Annotated in this window: 17 protein-coding genes; 7 read left to right on the plus strand and 10 right to left on the minus strand. The window is 29.4% G+C overall.

Going from position 1 to position 18,711, the window contains the following annotated elements; translation table 11 throughout:
- The gene (rsmH, locus tag CAMP5063_RS06050; protein ID WP_133319904.1) at window positions 1-918 is read right to left on the minus strand and encodes a 16S rRNA (cytosine(1402)-N(4))-methyltransferase RsmH; all 918 of its coding nucleotides are present in this window, start codon (window positions 916-918) and stop codon (window positions 1-3) included.
- Window positions 919-978: 60 nt separating this feature from the next.
- Between rsmH and CAMP5063_RS06055 the strand changes: the two genes are divergently transcribed.
- The 5 genes from CAMP5063_RS06055 (at window position 979) to CAMP5063_RS06075 (ending at window position 6,997) form a co-directional block, all read left to right on the plus strand.
- On the plus strand, window positions 979-1,557 hold the full coding sequence (locus CAMP5063_RS06055; RefSeq protein ID WP_263659740.1) for a class II aldolase and adducin N-terminal domain-containing protein: 579 nt from the start codon (window positions 979-981) through the stop codon (window positions 1,555-1,557).
- Window positions 1,558-1,638: 81 nt separating this feature from the next.
- Window positions 1,639-3,117, plus strand: coding sequence for a peptidylprolyl isomerase (locus tag CAMP5063_RS06060; RefSeq protein WP_263669947.1), 1,479 nt, complete (start codon window positions 1,639-1,641; stop codon window positions 3,115-3,117).
- Window positions 3,114-4,493, plus strand: coding sequence for a cell division protein FtsA (ftsA, locus tag CAMP5063_RS06065; RefSeq protein WP_220566695.1), 1,380 nt, complete (start codon window positions 3,114-3,116; stop codon window positions 4,491-4,493). The genes CAMP5063_RS06060 and ftsA overlap by 4 nt, the downstream gene beginning before the upstream one ends.
- 11 nt (window positions 4,494-4,504) lie before the next feature.
- On the plus strand, window positions 4,505-5,611 hold the full coding sequence (gene ftsZ, locus CAMP5063_RS06070) for a cell division protein FtsZ (protein ID WP_039626779.1): 1,107 nt from the start codon (window positions 4,505-4,507) through the stop codon (window positions 5,609-5,611).
- Window positions 5,612-5,632: 21 nt separating this feature from the next.
- On the plus strand, window positions 5,633-6,997 hold the full coding sequence (locus CAMP5063_RS06075) for a nicotinate phosphoribosyltransferase (protein WP_337194995.1): 1,365 nt from the start codon (window positions 5,633-5,635) through the stop codon (window positions 6,995-6,997).
- Here CAMP5063_RS06075 and ispG read toward each other — a convergent pair.
- On the minus strand, window positions 6,994-8,058 hold the full coding sequence (gene ispG / locus CAMP5063_RS06080; RefSeq protein WP_442863212.1) for a flavodoxin-dependent (E)-4-hydroxy-3-methylbut-2-enyl-diphosphate synthase: 1,065 nt from the start codon (window positions 8,056-8,058) through the stop codon (window positions 6,994-6,996). The two genes, CAMP5063_RS06075 and ispG, sit on opposite strands and share 4 nt — an antisense overlap.
- Window positions 8,059-8,125: 67 nt before the next feature.
- Between ispG and CAMP5063_RS06085 the strand changes: the two genes are divergently transcribed.
- The gene (locus CAMP5063_RS06085; RefSeq protein WP_337194996.1) at window positions 8,126-9,418 is read left to right on the plus strand and encodes a DUF2972 domain-containing protein; all 1,293 of its coding nucleotides are present in this window, start codon (window positions 8,126-8,128) and stop codon (window positions 9,416-9,418) included.
- Here the strand turns inward: CAMP5063_RS06085 and CAMP5063_RS06090 are convergent.
- From CAMP5063_RS06090 to CAMP5063_RS06105, 4 genes are read right to left on the minus strand one after another with little or no spacing between them, the layout of a single operon-like run.
- Window positions 9,411-11,255 (minus strand): primosomal protein N', encoded by a 1,845-nt coding sequence (locus tag CAMP5063_RS06090; protein ID WP_264283924.1) that lies wholly within the window; start codon window positions 11,253-11,255, stop codon window positions 9,411-9,413. The two genes, CAMP5063_RS06085 and CAMP5063_RS06090, sit on opposite strands and share 8 nt — an antisense overlap.
- The gene (locus CAMP5063_RS06095; RefSeq protein ID WP_263669941.1) at window positions 11,252-11,722 is read right to left on the minus strand and encodes a type II secretion system protein; all 471 of its coding nucleotides are present in this window, start codon (window positions 11,720-11,722) and stop codon (window positions 11,252-11,254) included. Before CAMP5063_RS06095 ends, CAMP5063_RS06090 begins: the two co-directional genes overlap by 4 nt.
- On the minus strand, window positions 11,723-11,962 hold the full coding sequence (locus CAMP5063_RS06100; RefSeq protein WP_133319896.1) for a hypothetical protein: 240 nt from the start codon (window positions 11,960-11,962) through the stop codon (window positions 11,723-11,725).
- Entirely contained in the window at window positions 11,949-12,182 is a 234-nt protein-coding gene (locus CAMP5063_RS06105; RefSeq protein ID WP_012661890.1) for a hypothetical protein, read from the minus strand. Before CAMP5063_RS06105 ends, CAMP5063_RS06100 begins: the two co-directional genes overlap by 14 nt.
- A 154-nt stretch (window positions 12,183-12,336) precedes the next feature.
- Between CAMP5063_RS06105 and uvrB the strand changes: the two genes are divergently transcribed.
- Window positions 12,337-14,310, plus strand: coding sequence for an excinuclease ABC subunit UvrB (gene uvrB / locus CAMP5063_RS06110; protein ID WP_133319895.1), 1,974 nt, complete (start codon window positions 12,337-12,339; stop codon window positions 14,308-14,310).
- Window positions 14,311-14,327: 17 nt separating this feature from the next.
- Here uvrB and efp read toward each other — a convergent pair whose 3' ends face one another.
- The 4 genes from efp to CAMP5063_RS06130 are packed head-to-tail and all read right to left on the minus strand — an operon-like array spanning window position 14,328 to window position 18,688.
- On the minus strand, window positions 14,328-14,897 hold the full coding sequence (gene efp / locus CAMP5063_RS06115) for an elongation factor P (RefSeq protein WP_039618934.1): 570 nt from the start codon (window positions 14,895-14,897) through the stop codon (window positions 14,328-14,330).
- 60 nt (window positions 14,898-14,957) lie between these two features.
- Entirely contained in the window at window positions 14,958-16,538 is a 1,581-nt protein-coding gene (serA, locus tag CAMP5063_RS06120) for a phosphoglycerate dehydrogenase (RefSeq protein WP_263659747.1), read from the minus strand.
- Window positions 16,535-17,014 carry a hypothetical protein gene (locus tag CAMP5063_RS06125; RefSeq protein WP_133319893.1) on the minus strand — a complete coding sequence of 160 codons (480 nt, stop codon included), beginning with the start codon at window positions 17,012-17,014 and terminating at the stop codon, window positions 16,535-16,537. Before CAMP5063_RS06125 ends, serA begins: the two co-directional genes overlap by 4 nt.
- Before the next feature lie 6 nt (window positions 17,015-17,020).
- Entirely contained in the window at window positions 17,021-18,688 is a 1,668-nt protein-coding gene (locus CAMP5063_RS06130; protein ID WP_263665445.1) for a 30S ribosomal protein S1, read from the minus strand.
- Window positions 18,689-18,711: the final 23 nt, after the last annotated feature.

Below are 18,711 nucleotides of genomic sequence, written 5' to 3' on the forward strand. Positions count from 1 at the left end.
TTACCTAAAATAAAAAATTCTCATTTTTGCACAACTTGATCTACTATTATAGCTTATTTCTTCTTTGGAGGCACTTATAGCTTTTTTACTTAAAATTTTACCAAGACTATGTCCTTTACCGCATTCGCATTTTATAGCTCTTTCATCACAAATGCAGTCTTTTTCCCATCTTTTAAAAGTATTTTTTACTATTCTATCCTCTAAAGAATGAAAGCTAATAATAGCTAATTTACAATCTTTTAATTTTGCTTTTTCTATATTTTCAAGTAAGGATTTTAACTCACCAAGTTCATTATTTACTTCTATACGCAAAGCTTGAAATACGAGCAAGGCTAAAGATACATTGCGTCCTTTTAACTTAGCATTTCCTATAATTTGACTTAATTCTTTTGCACTTGTAATCTCTTTTTGACTTCTTGCATTGATAATTTTTTGAGCAAGCATTGAAGCAACTGGCGCCAGATCTCCATAGTCTTTAAAAATTCGTTCTAAAGCTTCCTTGTTGTAAGAATTTACCACTTCTTTAGCACTTAAAGGATTATTTTGATCCATTCTCATATCTAAAAAATCAGAATTTAGTGAAAAACCCCTATCATTTTTATCAAGCTGCAAAGAAGATACACCAATATCAGCTAAAATTCCTCTTATGTTTTGCGTTGAAATTTGAGTTAAAATATCTTTAAAACCTATATGATTAAAACTTATTCTATCTTGAAAATTTTTTAAAAACTCTTTGGAAAAACTTAAAGCCTCTAAATCTTTATCGCAAGCAATTAATCTTAATTTTTCATGAGCTTGCAATAATGCTTTAGAATGCCCTCCATAACCCAAAGTACAATCTAAAAAATCTCCGCTATCAAAATCATCAAAAGTATTTAAAACTTCTTGTAATAAAACAGGAATATGTGGACTTTGCAAAATATACCTTTTAATATTTTTTAGTATAATACCTTAGCTAAGTTTAAAACAAGGTTTTTAATGAATAAAGAAAATATTATTTCCCAAATTCAAATTCTATCCTCATCAATGTTTAAAAAAAATTTTTTTGGAATTTGCCATGGTTCTGTTTCAGCAAAACTTTCCCAAGGCTCATTTATTATCAACAAAAGCAATGCTTTTTTGAATCAATTAGATGAAAAAAATTTAAGTATCTTAAAATTTGCAAAAGATTATAGCTGGGATGAAGCAAGCAGCGATAGTGAAATACATAAAAGCATATATGAAAATATACCTGAAGCTAAATTCGTATGTTTTGCTTATCCAGCTTATACCTTATCCATGAGTTTAAATCATGATTTCATAACACCTCAAGATTATTTTGGAGAAATTTTTTTAGAAGAAATTCGAGTTTACAATCCTAAAAGTTATGAGGATTGGGATGATAGATCGCAAACTGAAATTTATCGTTATATGTTAGAACAAAAACAAAATTTTGTCGTTGTGAAAGGATATGGAATATTTGCTTATGGAAGAACAAGCTATGAACTTGGAAAAATAATAGATTTAATCGAGAATTCTTGTAAAATTATCCATTTAGCAGAGACAAATTTATCATAAAATCATAAAATTAATTTTTTATTAATCACAAATTACCTATAATTTATGGTTTAATTTAATTAATTATGGATTGGGGTAAAAATGCTCACTTGGATGCAGCATCATAAAAAATATTTAGTTATTACTATTTGGATTAGTGTTATTGCTTTTGTTGGAGCAGGTTTTGTTGGCTGGGGAAGTTATGATTTTAACACCGATAGATCAAATTCTGTTGCAAAAGTAGGCGATGAAAAAATAAGCTATGATGAATTTAATCTAAAATATTCTCAATTATTTAACTACTACTCACAATTAAACAATGGCAATTATACACAAGAACAAGCACAAAAAGATGGCTTAGATACTCAAGCTATCAATGAACTTATACAAGAAAAACTTCTGCTTTCTTATGCTAAAACTTTAGGTTTAAATGTAAGCGAAGAAGAAATTGCTTATGATTTAGCGCATCAAAAAATCTTTCATAATGCTTCAGGTGTTTTTGATAAAGATTTATATTATAATTTACTTGCAAGAAACAACTATACACCAAAAGCTTATGAAAAAATTATCCATGATGAATTATTGCTTAAAAAAATCAATGCTATTTTAAATTTACAAATCAAACAAAATGAGCTTGATATGTTTAGTGCAAGTTTTTTAATGCAAGATAATTTAAAAATTCAAATAATAAAACTTGATAATAAAAATATTCCTATTGATGAAAAAGAACTAAAACAAACTTGGGAAAAAAACAAAAACCTATATAAAACACAAAAAAGCTATGAGCTTACAACTTATTTTTTAGATCCTAATACAATCACAGTTGTTGATAAAGAAATTCAAGCTTACTATGAAGAAAATAAAAATGGCTATAAAGATTTTGCAGGAAAAATTCTAAGCTTAGAACAAAGCAAAGATAAAGTTATAAAAGATTTAAAACTTTCCAAGCTTAAACTTAAAGCTAATGAAAGCTATGTTGCTTTGAGAAAAAACAAGCTTAGTTTTGACAAAAACATCACAATAAGCGATGCTGATATTTATTACCCTTTAGAAAACATACAAAAAGCTAAAGAAAATGATTTTATTAAGCCTTTTAAATTTGAAAATGGCTATATGATTGCAAAACTTATAAAAATAAATCCTATACAGACTATGACTTTTGAGCAAGCCAAAAATGAAGTGAGCAAACTTTACATCAGAGAAAAAACTAAAACTTTATTAGAAGAAAAAGCAAAGCTTGCCCTAAATAATTTCCAAGGCATAGATATAGGAACTTATAGTCGCGACTCAAGTAAAGGGGCAAAAGTAGGTGAAATGATAAATGATGCTGAATTTAGTGAGTTTTTAATGCATGTATTTGACTCAAATAAAGCTAAATCTTATGTTTTATTTGATGATAAAGCAATAGTTTATGAAATTACAAAGCAAACTCTAGAAAACAAAGATAAAGAAGAAATTTATAAATTTATCATAGAACAAAGTGCCAAACAAACTAAACAAGCTTTACTTAAGGAAGAATTATTAAAAAAACTTATAGAATTATATCCAATCCAACGCTATTATAAAGGAAATACAAATTGAATATTTTAGGAATTGATTTAGGCTCAATACAAACTTGTGCTATTTTGGCACAAAAAAGTGAAGAAGGACTTAAAATCATTGGTTTTGGAAAATCAAAATCAAATGGTATAAAAAAAGGAGCAATTACCAATATAGAGCTTGCTTCAAAATCTATAGAAGAGGCAGTAGCCGATGCACAAATGATGTCAGGTGTGCATTATGATAAAGTAATTGTATCTATTTCAGGTGCTTATGCAAAAAGTGTAGACAGTATAGGTGTAGTTAATATACCAAATCATGAAATAGGTATTAAAGAAATTCACAGAGCAGTAAGCACAGCAAAACATACCGCAAATATACCTAGTGGATATGAAATCATTCATGTATTGCCTTATAATTTTAAAGTAAATGATCTTGAGCATGTAGAAGATCCTTTGGGAATGAGTGGAAATCGTCTTGAAGTTTCTACACATATTGTAATCTCGCAAGAAGTGCATATTAAAAATCTAAAAAAAGCAGTTGAGCTTGCTGATCTTAGAGTAGATAATATCGTTCTTTCAGGATATGCTTCTTCTATCGCATGCTTTGATGATAGTGAAAAAGAACTAGGTGCTATTTTAATCGATATGGGTGGAGCGGTTTGCGATATGGTCATTCATGCGGGTAATTCTATACGATATAATGAATGCTTACAAATTGGTTCAGTAAATATCACTAATGATTTATCCATAGCTTTGCATACCCCACCAAAAGAAGCAGAAAAACTAAAATTAAATTATGCATCTTTAGCACAAAATGAAAACTCAATTATACAAATTCCATATATGGGTGATGAAAAAAGAAAAAATGAAGTTTCAGTAGAAGTTATATCTAATGTTATTTATGCAAGAATTGAAGAAACTATTATTATTTTAGCTAAAATGCTAAGTGATAATGCTTGTGCAAATCAAGCAGGAGCAGGCATAGTATTAACAGGTGGAATGACAAAATTTGCAGGACTTGACAAACTTGCTTCAGCTTATTTTGATAATAAAGCTGTTAGAATAGCGACCGCAAAAAAAGATACTATGGATGGCTTTAAAGAAATTTTTGAAGATGCAGAAAATAGCTGCGCTATAGGTCTTTGTTTATATGGTGGTGGACATTTTACTCCTTATGAATTAGATTCTAATGAAAAACTAAGATACAAAGGAGAGCCTGAATTTATCAACAAACAGATAAAACAAAATCTCACCATAGAAGAACATGAAGAAGAAAATAAAAATTTTGAAGAAATTTTTCAAGAACAGAGAGATTTTGAAGATGAAAAAACAGAATTAACAAAAGTTGAAACCAAAAAAGATAAAAAATCAAGTTTTATGCATAATTTTTGGAATAAATTAATAAACCAGTTCTAATAGGAGATACAATGAGCGAATATCTAGTAGAAGAAATGCAACACGCAAAAGGTGCAAAAATAAAAGTCATAGGCTGCGGTGGCGGTGGCGGTAATATGATAGATCATATGGTAAATATGGGTTTACATGATCTTGATCTTATCTCAGCAAATACTGATGCACAAGCTATAGCAAAATCTTTAGCAAAAACTAGAATTCAACTAGGTGAGAAAAAAACTAAAGGTTTAGGTGCTGGCATGCAACCAGAAATTGGAGCAGAAAGTGCAAGAGAAAGCTTTGAAGAAGTAAAAGCAGCTTTAAGTCAAAGTGATATAGTATTCATTTCAGCAGGACTTGGTGGTGGAACTGGTACAGGTGCAGCTCCTGTTGTAGCACAAGCTGCTAAAGAAGTAGGCGCATTAACTGTTTCAGTTGTAACTATGCCTTTTGCTTTTGAAGGAAAACAAAGAAAAAAATTAGCTGAAGCTGGCTTGGCTGAATTAAAAAAAGAAAGTGATTCTATCATTGTAATCCAAAATGAAAAACTTCTTAGCATACTTCCAAAAAAAGCAGGTATAAAAGAAGCATTCAAACTAGTTGATGATATCTTAGCTAGAGCTGTTAGAGGTATGGTGTCTATTCTTTTAGAAGATGGCGATATCAATGTTGACTTTGCAGATGTTAGAACTGTTATGAGCCATAGAGGTTTAGCTTTAATGGGTGTGGGTCATGGAGAAGGTGAAAATGCTATCATGGACGCATTATCAAGTGCTATAGAATCTCCATTATTAGATGGTATGACCATGAAAGGCGTTAAGGGCGTGATTATCCATTATAAAATTGGACCTGAATGCTCATTGATAGAAATTTCACAAGCTACTCAAAGCATTAGCGATATAGCAGATGAAAATGCAAAAGTAATCTTTGGTGCAACTACTGATGAAAGCATGGGCGATCGTGTTGAAGTAACTATCATTGCTACAGGTTTTGAAGATAAAGCTGAAATAGAAAGTGCTAAAGAACAAGAAGAAAGTAAAAAAAATAGCTATATGAATTTGCGCAAAGCTAGCGGTGGATTTGATGAGGAAGTGATTTCTCAACTTGATGTTCCTGCTTTCTTGCGTCGTCAAATGGATTAATTTGTAAGTAAAAATCCTTATATGAATTCTTCATTATTATGTGATTTTTACGAACTAAGTATGGCTTATGCTTATTTTAAACAAAATATGCATAAGCAGATTGTTTATTTTGAAGTTTTTTTTAGAAAAGCTCCTGATAGTGCTTCTTATGCTATTTTTTGTGGATTAGAACAAATCATAAATCATATTAATCATTTTTCTTTCTCTAAAGATGACATAGATTTTTTGAAAAATACTAAAAAATTTGATGATGATTTTGTAAACTACCTTTCAACTTTAAAATTTAGTGGAGATATACTAAGTGTTAAAGAAGGTGAATGTATTTTTGCTAATACACCTTTAATGATCATCAAAGCACCTATAATAGAAGCTTTATTATTAGAAACTTTCATACTTTTAACCCTAAATCATCAATGTCTAATTGCCACTAAAGCTAGCAGAATTGCTCAAATTGCAAAAGAAAAATTACTCTTAGAATTTGGCTCTCGCAGAGCCCATGGAGAAAGCGCAGCTTTAAATGGTGCTAGAGCTGCTTTTATAGGTGGTTTTCATGCAAGTGCTTGTACTTTAGCTGGGAAAAAATTTAATATTCCTATTAGTGGAACCATGTCTCATGCTTGGGTACAAATGTTTGATGATGAGCCAAGTGCTTTTAGAGCATATTGTCAAATTTATAAAGATAATATAAGTCTTTTGATTGATACATATGATTATAAAAAAGGTATTGAAAATGCTATTTTAGTTTTTAATGAGTTAAATGCGCAAGATTCTATGCAAAATTATTCCATCCGTATTGATTCAGGAGATTTGCTGAAAATCTCTAAATATATTAGAAAAAAACTAGATCTTGTTAGCTTAACAAAATGCAAAATCATAGCTAGTAATGCCTTAGATGAGTTCATCATAGAAAAATTACTAAAAAACGAAGCTCCAATCGATGCTTTTGGTATTGGAGAAAAGCTTATTACTTCAGCAAGCTCGCCTATTTTTGGAGCTGTTTATAAGCTTGTTGCATTAGAAAAAAACAATCAAATCATCCCTAAAATAAAAATCAGCGCAAGCTCAAGCAAAACAACCTTGCCACATTTTAAAAAACTCATAAGGTATTATAAAAATAATAAAGCAAGTTTTGATATTTTATATACACATGATGAGAGTATCAAAAATTATCAAGGTTATACATATAAAAATTTACATGAGCTTATTTTTAAAGATGGAAAATTAATCTATGGGCTTCCTAACTTGAAAAATATTCAAGAGTATCATAAAAAAAGTGTTGATAGTTTGGATTTTAAACTAAAAAAACTTCAAAATCCAAGTATTTATAAAGTAAAAATTTCTAAAAAATTACAAAATATGCAAAAAACTTACTTAGAAAAAAATTAATCTTTTTCTCTAAGTTTTACTTCATCTTCTACTTCAAGTAAAAATCTATCAACAAGCTCATCTTCTTTTAATTTTGCTACCACTTCACCATGTCTTATAACTAAACCTTGATTTTTTCCAAAAGCAATAGCCACATCAGCGCCCTTAGCCTCACCCAAGGCATTTACAACACAACCCATAACACTTATATTTAATGGTTCTTTTATATGTTTAGTTTTTTCTTCTACTATCTTAATCGCTTTAATCAAATCGCTTTGAATTCTTCCACAAGTTGGGCATGAGATGATATTTACTCCACTCTTTTGCACTCCACTATCTTGCAAAATAGCCCTTGCTACCTTAATCTCTTCTTCAAGTTCCCCTGTCATAGAAACTCTCATTGTATCGCCTATACCTTTTAAAAGCAAATTTCCTAAAGCAATCGAACTTTTAACCGTACTATGAAATTTAGTTCCTGCTTCAGTAACCCCTAAATGAAACGGATAATCACAAAGTGGTCTTAGAGCTTCATAAGCTTTTATGGTATTTTGCACATCTGAAGTTTTCATAGAAATTTTAATGTCAAAAAAGTCTAAATCTTCTAGTAATTTTATATTATATAAAGCGCTCTCAAGCATAGCCTCTATATTATAACCATATTTATCGCTAAATTGCTTTTCTATAGAGCCATGATTTATCCCTATTCTAATAGGAATTTTTCTTTGTTTACAAGCTTGCACCACTTCTTTTATATTTTCTTTTGAGCCTATATTTCCCGGATTAATTCTCACCCCATCGATAAATTCAGCACAAAAAACTGCTAGCTTATGATTAAAATGTATATCCACTATTAAAGGCAAGGGACTTTTTGCTTTGATTTCTTTTAAAGCTCTTGCATCTGCCATGTCCAAACAAGCTAAACGCACTATATTTGCACCGGCAAAATAAAGCCTATTAAGTTGCTCTAAACAACCTTCAATATCTCTTGTTTTAGTAAAAAGCATGGATTGCACAGAAATAGGTGCATCACCACCTATTAAAATATCGCCTACTTTTATTTGTCTTGTTTTATATCTTGTCATTAAAATCACTCTAAAAATATTTTTATATAATTTTAATAATTTAATCTAAAAATATCAAGGATTTAATATGGAAAATTTACTTAATTTTTTATCAGCTCATTTAGATAGCAAAAAAGCAAATTTTTTATTAAATTCACTCAAAACCAATCAAGATTATTTTTTTCAAAAATTTATACTAGATAATATAAATCATATTACAGCTTGGCTTAATAGTGACGATTTTAAACAATATGAAAATAAGACTTATCCACCATTAGTAAATCCAAAAAATATCGATATAGAACCTAGTGATTATTGCGCAAAACTTGCTTGGAAACTAAACATACCTCTAGAAAATGCTAAATTTATCTATATTTCCCCTCATGGTGTTGGCGCTGCTGCTTTTTTAACACTACTCAATGAAGCATGCAATGTTTATTGCTCTGCTTCTTGGGTATCTCCAAACAACGGATATTACAGATATAATTTAAATTTTAAATCACTTCTTCAATACTCTCAAACAGCTATTAATATATCCGAGACAAATATTTTAGATTTGGATAAATATTTAAATTTAATTAGTTATGATATACCTATACTAATTCAAACACGAGATCCCATATCCTTATTAAAACATTCATATGGAAGAGATTGGAGTAAAGTTCAAAGAAACTATAATCAGAATTTTAACTTAAATTTTAACTACCAAGAATATATTAATTTTTTAAAACCAAACAAAACTTACATGAAAGATGATTTTGAAAATTTACTAGAAAATACTTTTATAATGCATACTCTACTTAATAAAATTAACACAAACAATATTACTTATATAGATATGTGCGATTTAAACGAAAAGAAAGCTTATAATACTTTTATTAACTTGGCAGATAAATTTGATTTTACCCCCCCCCATAATGATGAAAATCTTTTTAAAAGAAAAGAATTTAGAGGTTATATAAGATATTTACTTCCTTTAATTTTTCAAGTAGATTATGAAATAAAATTAATTATTAATAGATATCATATAAGCAACGAACAAATAAATATTTTTTCCTACATTAGCAATAATGATCTTAAAAATAACATTGGCATTTATATCGATAAAAATAAAATATCTAAATTTTTAAATCATAAAAATTATGCAAGAATCAAACAATATTTATCCAATTTTTTAGATGCAATCAAAGAAATTGTTGACTACACAGAAACAAATCTTATGAAAGAAGATGAAGTATTAGACTATCTCAAGAAAAACAAAACAGCAAGGCTAAAACTCAAAGATATATTAGATAAAGAACTAATACATATTAAAAATTTCCGCCCTGATATTGTGAAATCATGGAAATATTACCAAGAATTTGAAAAATTCTTTAACTAAAATCAACCGGATCTATATCGCAAGTAATATTTTTAAAATTTAAAGCAAAGTGCTCAAATTTTACAAGTTCTTGATGAGTATTAGCACGCAATAATACATAAAAACGCCATTTTTTATTTAGCATTTCAATGCCACAAGCACCATGACCTACTAATTGCACTTGTTTTAATTCTTGAACTTTATTAGCTATAAATTCACATAAATTTAAAGCTTTGTTTTTATCCTCATCTTCAATAATTAACCTTAAAAGTCTTTTAAATGGAGGGTAAAGCTCACTTCTAGAATTTAATTCATCTTTTAAAAAACTATCATAATCTTGTATATATTTTTCAAAAAAAGATCTATTCTTAGTTTGTAAAAGCACCCTACCCTCACCCTTACGACCTGCACGACCTGCTACTTGCATAGCAAGAGCCAAAGTCTCTTCTAAAGCTTTAAAATTAGGTCTAAATAAATACTCATCAAGCCCCAAAATCACACTCAAATCCACATTATGATAATCATGTCCTTTAGCAAGCATAGAAGTGCCTACTAAAATATCAATTTTTTCTTGGTTAAAATCTTTTAAAATCATATCAAGCTTTTTTACACTGCTAATCTCATCACTATCAAATCTTTTTATGATAGGATTAAACTCAGCTAATTCTCTTTCTAAAAGCTCGCAAAGCTCTGCTGTGCCCATTTTTTTAGCTTCAAGCATAACTCCATTGCAAGTTGGGCAGGTTTGATCGATTTCTTTAGTAAAATTGCAATAATGACATTTTAATGCATTTTTATTTTTGTGCAAACTCAAAGCAATAGAACAAAAAGGGCATTTAATGGTATTAGCACATTCTTTACATAAAATTTGTCTAAAATTTGCCCTTGTAGGTAAAAATACCACAGCTTGCTTTTTATTTCTTAAGCTAATTTTTAATTCTAAAAGTAATTTTGACGAGACGCTAAGCTCGCTCTCATCATATAAAAACTGCTTTTTGCTTTCAAAAAAGGTTCCTTTAAGTCTAAAACAAGGATGTTTATAATAACTTACAACACTTGGAGTAGCCGAACCTAAAAGAACTTTTATATGCATTTTTTTTGCTACAAATAAAGCCAAATCTCTTGCATTGATTTTTGGATTATTAGAAGCTTTATAAGAATTATCATGCTCTTCATCAATAATAATCAAACCCAAATTCTTAAAAGGTAAAAACAAAGCCGATCTAGCTCCCACCACCAAAAGAGCTTTTGAATTTGTTAAATCTTGCAAGTATTCTTGCTTTTTTTTCTTAGTAATTTTAGAATGCCACAAGAAAAAATGCTCACCAAAATACACTTTTAATCTTTTTTGCATTTGCGGAGTTAGAGCGATTTCTGGCATTAAAAGCAAAACTTGCTTTCCTTGCTCTAGATATTCTTTTATCAAGCTAATATAAATTTCAGTTTTACCACTTCCTGTATCGCCAAATAATAAACTAGTTTGTTTAGTTTTTATAAATTCCAAAGCCTCTTGCTGGTTTTTACTTAAACTAGGTGCTTTTTCTATATGAATTTTTTCATTTTTATACTCTTTAATGCTTTCAAACATACCCAAAACAAAAGCTATTTTACTAGCATAATAATAAGCAATAAATTGAGCAAGTTCGTATTGGTATTGCGTTAGTTTAAAACCTATTTTTTCTTTTATAGCTTGGGTTTTAAAATCAGGCTTTGAACATTTTTGTAAAATTATAGCTTTGAGATTTTTTTTCCTTGCAAGATCAACTATCACTTCATCTAAAATTTCAATTTCTTCTTCACTTTCATAAATTAAGGTATCTAAATAATATCCTTTTATAGCAAGTTGATAAAAATTCAAAACCCATAATCCTTACAATTTAAACTCACACATTCTAAAAAAACTTTTTCACTATTATAAGAAAAATCTATGTAATTTTTAGCATTTATAAAAAATCTATATTGAGTACTTGCTATTTTCATCCATGATTTTTTACTTGAAACAATTGGCTTATCTAATACACTATATGTACAATGATTTGTTTTTTTGTAATTTTGCAAACTATCACAAAAAAATAATTTTTGATTTTCACTATTTATCAAAGCTTCATCTAAAATGGCTGGAAAATCCTTACTTTCTTTAAATAAAAACTGATTTTTGAGTAAGGCCAAAGAAGCATTGATGAGCTCTACCTCACTTTTTGCTTGGATAAGTTTAGCATCATTTTTTCCAAAAGAAAAATACGGATAAGCAATTGTGCTAAGAATAGCAATAATCATCATACAAAAAATAAGCTCTACTAAAGTAAAAGCTTTTTTTACTTGCATTTATTGTATTTCTTCATCGATAGTGTTTATAAGTTTGTTGAGTTCTTTTTTTAAGATATAGTTTTCGTAGCTAAGTTTTACAAAAGCATTAATGAAATTTGCAAGTTCTATCTTACCTGTGCCTCCAGAAATTAAAGCAATTTCATCTTCAAGATGATTCGCAAATTCATTACTGCATGTTACAACAAAGTCTTTCGCATAGACATTGATTGTAACTTTTCTTTGATTATTGTTTGCCAAGAACTGCCTCTATTTTTTTGATCACATCTTCACTTTCAATATTTTTATTTTTAAGCTCTTCTTCCAAACGCGCAATTTGATTGTTTTTAGCTTCATTTTGTGCTTTTACGCTCACTAATTCATTTCTTAAATTTTCATTTATTTCACATACTTCATTATATTTAGCCAAAAGCTCATTTACTTTATCTGTCATTGTGTTGATTATTCTTTCATCATACATAATTTTTTGCCTTTATTGATTTTATATTTTAGAGTATTTTAAACACATATTGTAACAAAAAAAAATTTAATTTTGCATAGCTTTTTGTTTTAAAATTTAAATTTTTAGAAAAAATTTTGTGTAAAATTAGTAAAAATACAAGTTAGGAAAAATTATGTTTGAACTTACTAGCGAATTTAAGCCAAGTCCTGATCAAAAGCAAGCTATTGATGGTATAGTAAAAAGCATTAAAGCAGGCAATAAATACCAAACCTTGCTAGGTGTTACAGGTAGTGGAAAAACTTTCACTATGGCAAATATCATTAAAAACTTAAATATGCCTACTCTTATCATGAGCCACAATAAAAGCTTATGCGCGCAACTTTATAGTGAATTTAAAGGCTTTTTTGCAAATAATCATGTGGAGTATTTTATAAGCTATTATGATTATTATCAACCCGAGGCTTATATACCAAGAACCGATGTTTTTATAGAAAAAGACAGCTCTACTAATGAAGACTTAGAAAGATTAAGACTAAGCGCAAGTGCTTCGCTTTTAAGTTATGATGATGTTATTTGCATAGCTAGTGTTTCAGCAAATTATGGTTTGGGAAATCCAAGTGAGTATGTGGGTATGGTTTTGATTTTAGAGCTTAATATGCAAATAAATCAAAAAGAACTTTTAAAAAAACTTGTAGATATGGGTTATAAACGCAATGATAATTTCTTTGACAGAGCTGATTTTAGAGTCAATGGAGATATAGTAGATATATATCCAGCTTATTATGAGGATGAAGCTATTAGACTTGAATTTTTTGGCGATGAACTTGAGGCGATGTATCATTATAATATCTTAGAAAATAAAAAAGGTAAAGACTTAAAAAAATTTATACTTTATCCAACTAGTCAATTTAGCGTAGGTGAAGCTAGACTTAAAGAGGCTATAAAAGGTATAAAAGCTGAATTAAATAAACGCCTTGCTTATTTTGAAAATGAAAATAAACTCGTAGAAGCACAAAGACTAAAACAAAGGGTAGAATTTGACCTTGAAATGCTTCAAAGTACTGGCATGTGCAAAGGAGTTGAAAATTATGCCTTGCATTTAACAGGGCTTAAGAGCGGCGATACACCTTATACGCTTTTTGATTATTTTGCCATTAAAAATCAAGATTTTTTAGTCATTGTAGATGAATCTCATGTATCTTTACCACAATTTCGCGGAATGTTTGCAGGGGATAGAAGCAGAAAGCAAACTTTGGTTGATTATGGTTTTCGCTTGCCAAGTGCCTTAGATAATAGACCTTTGATGTTTGATGAATTTATTAATAAAAATTGTAAATTTTTATTTGTTTCAGCCACACCTGCACCTTTAGAACTAGAATTAAGCAAAGAAAATATTTTTTATCAAATCATGCGTCCAACAGGGCTTTTAGATCCTAAAATAGAAATCAAAGATAGTGAAAATCAAGTAGAAATTTTATACGATGAAGCTAAAAAAGTTATAGAGCGTAATGAAAGAGTTTTAATAACCGTTTTAACTAAAAAAATGGCTGAAGAGCTTAGTAAATACTACTTGGAACTTGGCTTAAAAGTAAAATACATGCACTCAGAAATTGATGCAATTGAGCGCAATGAAATCATCCGTGGCTTAAGAAGTGGTGCTTTTGATATTTTAATCGGGATTAATCTTTTAAGAGAAGGACTTGATTTACCTGAAGTTTCCCTTATAGCGATTATGGATGCAGACAAGGAAGGCTTTTTAAGAAGCACCACTGCACTCATTCAAACGATGGGACGCGCGGCTAGAAATGTCAATGGAAAAGTATTGCTTTTTGCTAAAAAAATCACAAAATCTATGCAAGAAGCTATCGATACTACCAATGAAAGAAGAACCCTACAAGAAGCTTATAATAAAAAGCACAACATCACACCAACCTCAGTAAAAAGAAACATAGAAGAAAGTTTAAAACATGAGCTTGAACAAGGAGAAATTTATCGTAAAGGCAAAGAACTTGAAAAAATGCCTGCGAAAGAACGCGCTAAAATAGTAAAAGAATTAAGAAAACAAATGCTAGAAGCAGCTAAAAATCTTGAGTTTGAGAAAGCAGCAATGCTTAGAGATGAAATTAATAAATTAAGAACTTTATAATCCCTTAAAATAAGGGATTATTTATTTGCTCTTTCTATATACTCTCCACGCACAGTATCAACACGGATTACTTCCCCCTCTAATACATGGAAAGGAATTTGCACTACTGCACCTGTTTCTAAAGTAGCTGGTTTTTTGTTTGAGCCTTGAGTATCACCTTTGAAATTTGGCGCTGTTTCAATAATTTTAAGTTCCATTACTTGAGGTACTTCCACACCAATTGCTTTTCCATTGTGAAATAAAACATCTACCATGGTTCCATCAAGCATCCATTTTTTAGCTTCACCCACATCTTCATCGCTAATTGCAACTTGCTCATAAGTTTGGGTATCCATAAATTGACAATTTTCACCATCATCGTATAGATATTGCATTTGTTTTTCTTCTAAATTTGGAGATTCACATTTATCCCCTGCATGGAAAGTTTTTTCCAAAACCTTACCATCGATAAAAGATTTAATTTTAATACGAACAAAAGCAGGACCTTTTCCTGGTTTTACATGTTGATATTCTACAATTTTAAAAGGAATACCATCAATTTCTATTTTTAAACCTTTTTTTAAATCTCCCATTCCATAAGAAGCCATATATTTTCCTTAATCTTAAAATTAAAAAATAATTGTAACAATTAAGGCTTATAAAAAGCCTTAAATTTCTGCATATTCTGCAAAAATACAAGCATCAATAGCTCTTAATTCCTCAAGCAAAGCTTTTGAAATTTTTGTATCAAGCAAAATTACAGCCAAAGCTTTTCCAAAGCCATTTCTACCAAGTCTAAAATCAGCTATATTGACATTATTTTTGGCTAAAATTCCGCTAACATTAGCAATAACTCCTGGTATGTCATTATTGTTTAAAATTATCATTTTCCCTTTTGGTTTAAAATCTACATCAAAACCATTTAACTCTACTATCCTTTGTTCATTTTCACCAAAAATAGTCCCTGAGATAGAAAGGTTAGAATTATCTGTAATTACTTTTATAGTGATTTTATTACTATAACCACTACTTGGTAGAATACAAGAAGAAAGTTCTACGCCCTTATCTTTAGCTACAAAATGTGCGTTAATATAATTAATATTCTCACCTAAAATTCCTCTTAAAACACTCACTGTTGCAAAAGTTAGTAAAGACTCATTATACTCGCTAATTTGTCCTTCGCTCTCAAGTTTAATAGCCTTAATAGGAGTTTTATCAAGCTGAGCAGCCAAAAAGCCCATTTTGGAAATAAGCTCAATATAAGGTGCTACAAAACTTGGTAAATCTTCAGTTTTAATCGGTAAATTTAAAGCATTAGGATAAGAAATTCCTCTTGCAGCATTTAAAGCTTGCTCGCATGCTTGGATAGCGATATTTTCTTGACTTTCTAAAGTGTTTGCACCAAGATGAGAAGTAACAGAAACATTTTCAAAGTCTAAAAATGGATGATTAGTTGCTGGTTCTTTATTAAACACATCGATACCAAGCCAAGCTATTTTACCACTTTTTAACCCCTCGCACAATGCATCTTCATTATAAAGACCACCTCTGGCACAATTTATCAATCTTACCCCATCTTTCATTTTAGAAATTTCTTCAAAAGAAATCATATCTGTTGTTTCTTTTGTTTTTGGCGTATGTATGGTAATAAAATCACTTTGAGTTAAGATTACATCTAAAGAATTCACACACTCTATACCCAAATCAGTCATTTTAGAAGCTACCACATAAGGATCATAAGCTATAACTTTCATACCAAAAGCTTTTGCACGTACAGCCACTCTTGAACCTATATTACCAAAACCTATAACTCCTAAAGTTTTATTCATAAGTTCAACACCATACCACTTTTCTCTTTCCCATTTTCTTTGTATTTTTAAAAAATTATGAGCATTTACAAAAGATCTTGCAGAGCATAATAAATGATTCATAGTAAGCTCAACTGCTGCTATGGTATTAGCCGTTGGTACATTCATTACTATAATGCCTTTTTTAGAGCATTCATCTATATCAACATTATCAACCCCAACGCCTGCTCTAACTAAAGCTTTTAAATTAGAACATGCATTGATAAATTTCAAATCCACATCCGTTGAACTTCTAGTAATAGCAACATCTACATCATTTAATTTTGTTAAAAGTTCATCTTTAGGCAAATGTGCTGCTTCGATAAGCTCAACATCATCAGCTTTTCTTAAAAGTTCTACGCCTTTGTCTAATATCGCATCACATACAATAATTTTTTTCATAACCAAACCTCCTTTAATTTTGCATTTATGTTGTAAATTTTTAATTTGTCGATCAGTGTATTTAATACTTTTTCATTATTTGTATCTAAATAAATTGCCACTTCATCTTTACTCTGTGTTAAAGTGTATTTGATAAAAAAAGAATGCAGAGTTTGCTTTAAACAAAACATAGAATAAACATCATTTTTATTTACATCGAGCATATAAAATTTTTGTTTTGGCTTTACTACAGAATCATCCATATTAAAACTCATATAAAATTCATTTGCTGCTGGAGAAAAATCATTGATTTTAATATTTGAAAGTTTATCTTGCCAAGTTTGTGGTAACTCTTTTTTTATTTCATCAAAAGAATATTTAACATTTTGTGAGATAGGTAAATTCCCAATATCTACATATCTCACCATAAAAATAAAAGCAATAAATAAAATTAGGCTTAAAAAACCTAAAATACCATAAAGGGTATATTTTTTCATTTTTTATTATAAAAGTTGATCTTTGATAATATCACCTAAAGTTACTTTGTCATTATCATTGATTTCATTTAACGCTTCTCTTTCTTTCATTCTTGCAAGGCTTTTTACGCTTAAACGAATTCTATTTTTCTTTTCATCAATGAAAACAATCAAAGCTTCTATTGTATCACCTACTTTTAAACTTGAAAAATCAATATTACCTAAATCCTCTTTATGAATAAGCGCATCAACGCCTTCTTCAAGCTCTACAAAAACTCCAAAATCTTTAATATCTCTAATTTTACCAGATATAACATCATTTACTTGGTGTTTTTGAGCATAAACTTGAACAGGACTTTTTTGTAATTCTTTAGTACTTAAAGAAATTTTTTGATTTTCTTTATCTAGTTTAATGATTTTAACTTCTACAACATCACCAACTTTATACATATCTTTACATTTATCACTTCTATTCCAAGAAGCATCTTCATTATGTAATAAACCTTCTAAATTAGCAATTTTTATAAAGGCACCAAAATTAGTCACAGAAGTAACGCTGCCTTTTAGCACATCACCTACTTTATACGATTTTAAAAACTCATCAAAAGGTTTTGCTAATAAATTTTTTAAAGAAACTCTAAGTCTTCTTTCTTTAGCATTAATTTCAATCACTTCCACATCAAGCTCTTGACCTTCGTTAATATAATCTTTTGGATTTTTAGCATTTTTATCCCAAGAAATTTCACTTATATGTAAAAATCCTTCTATATCATTTCCTAAATCTACAAAAGCACCATATGGTTCTATATTTGAAACCGTAACTTTAATAGTATCGCCAACTTCTAAACCATCTTTGATTTCATCCCAAGGATCAGGCATGGCAAGTTTTATAGATAAAGAAAGATGTTTTTTATCTTTATCATATTTAATCACTTTTACAGGAACTTTATCACCTTCATTATACAATGAACTAGGATTTACTGGTCCTTTATAAGAAATTTCGCTATAATGAACTAAACCATCAACACCGCCTACATCAACAAACATACCGTAAGTAGTGATTTTTTTAACAACACCTTCTATAATTTCTTCTTGATTTAATACATTTGAAATAATTTCTTTGCGTTTTTTTCTTTCCTCATCTACTATTTTTTTTCTAGAAACTACTATACTCTGAGCTTCTTTATCTATTTTTATAATTTTAACTTTAAAAGTTTTATTGATAATATTGTTTGAATCTTTAAAACTGCTTTGTGATTTTGGTAGGAAAAACTCCACTCCATTTTCATCCACAGCTACAAAGCCACCTCTATTTTTACCAATGATTTTTACATCAAATATAGTTTCATCATCTTTATAATTGTTAATAAATTCTTTAACTTTTTGTTTTCTTAAAGCTTTTTTATGAGAAAGTAAAGATCTGCCACCGCGAGAACCTACTATAGCAACTTCTAATGTATCACCTTCTTTGAAGATAAATTCGCCTTTTTCGTTTTGAATTTCTTCTGCTACTAAAATACCTTCTGATTTTTGTCCTACATTTACAAATACCTCATCGCCTTTAATCGCGACAATTATACCCTGTGTAGTTGCCTCCTCATCAGACTTAAAAGATTCTTCAAGCATTTGCTCAAAATCTTCTTCTATGATAATATCCTCTAGTCTGTTTTGAACTTTTTTGTTCACCTCGCTCATTGTGGTCCTTTGTTTTAAATTTT

This window comes from Campylobacter sp. RM5063, from assembly GCF_024723655.1.
GTDB lineage: Bacteria > Campylobacterota > Campylobacteria > Campylobacterales > Campylobacteraceae > Campylobacter_D > Campylobacter_D lari_D.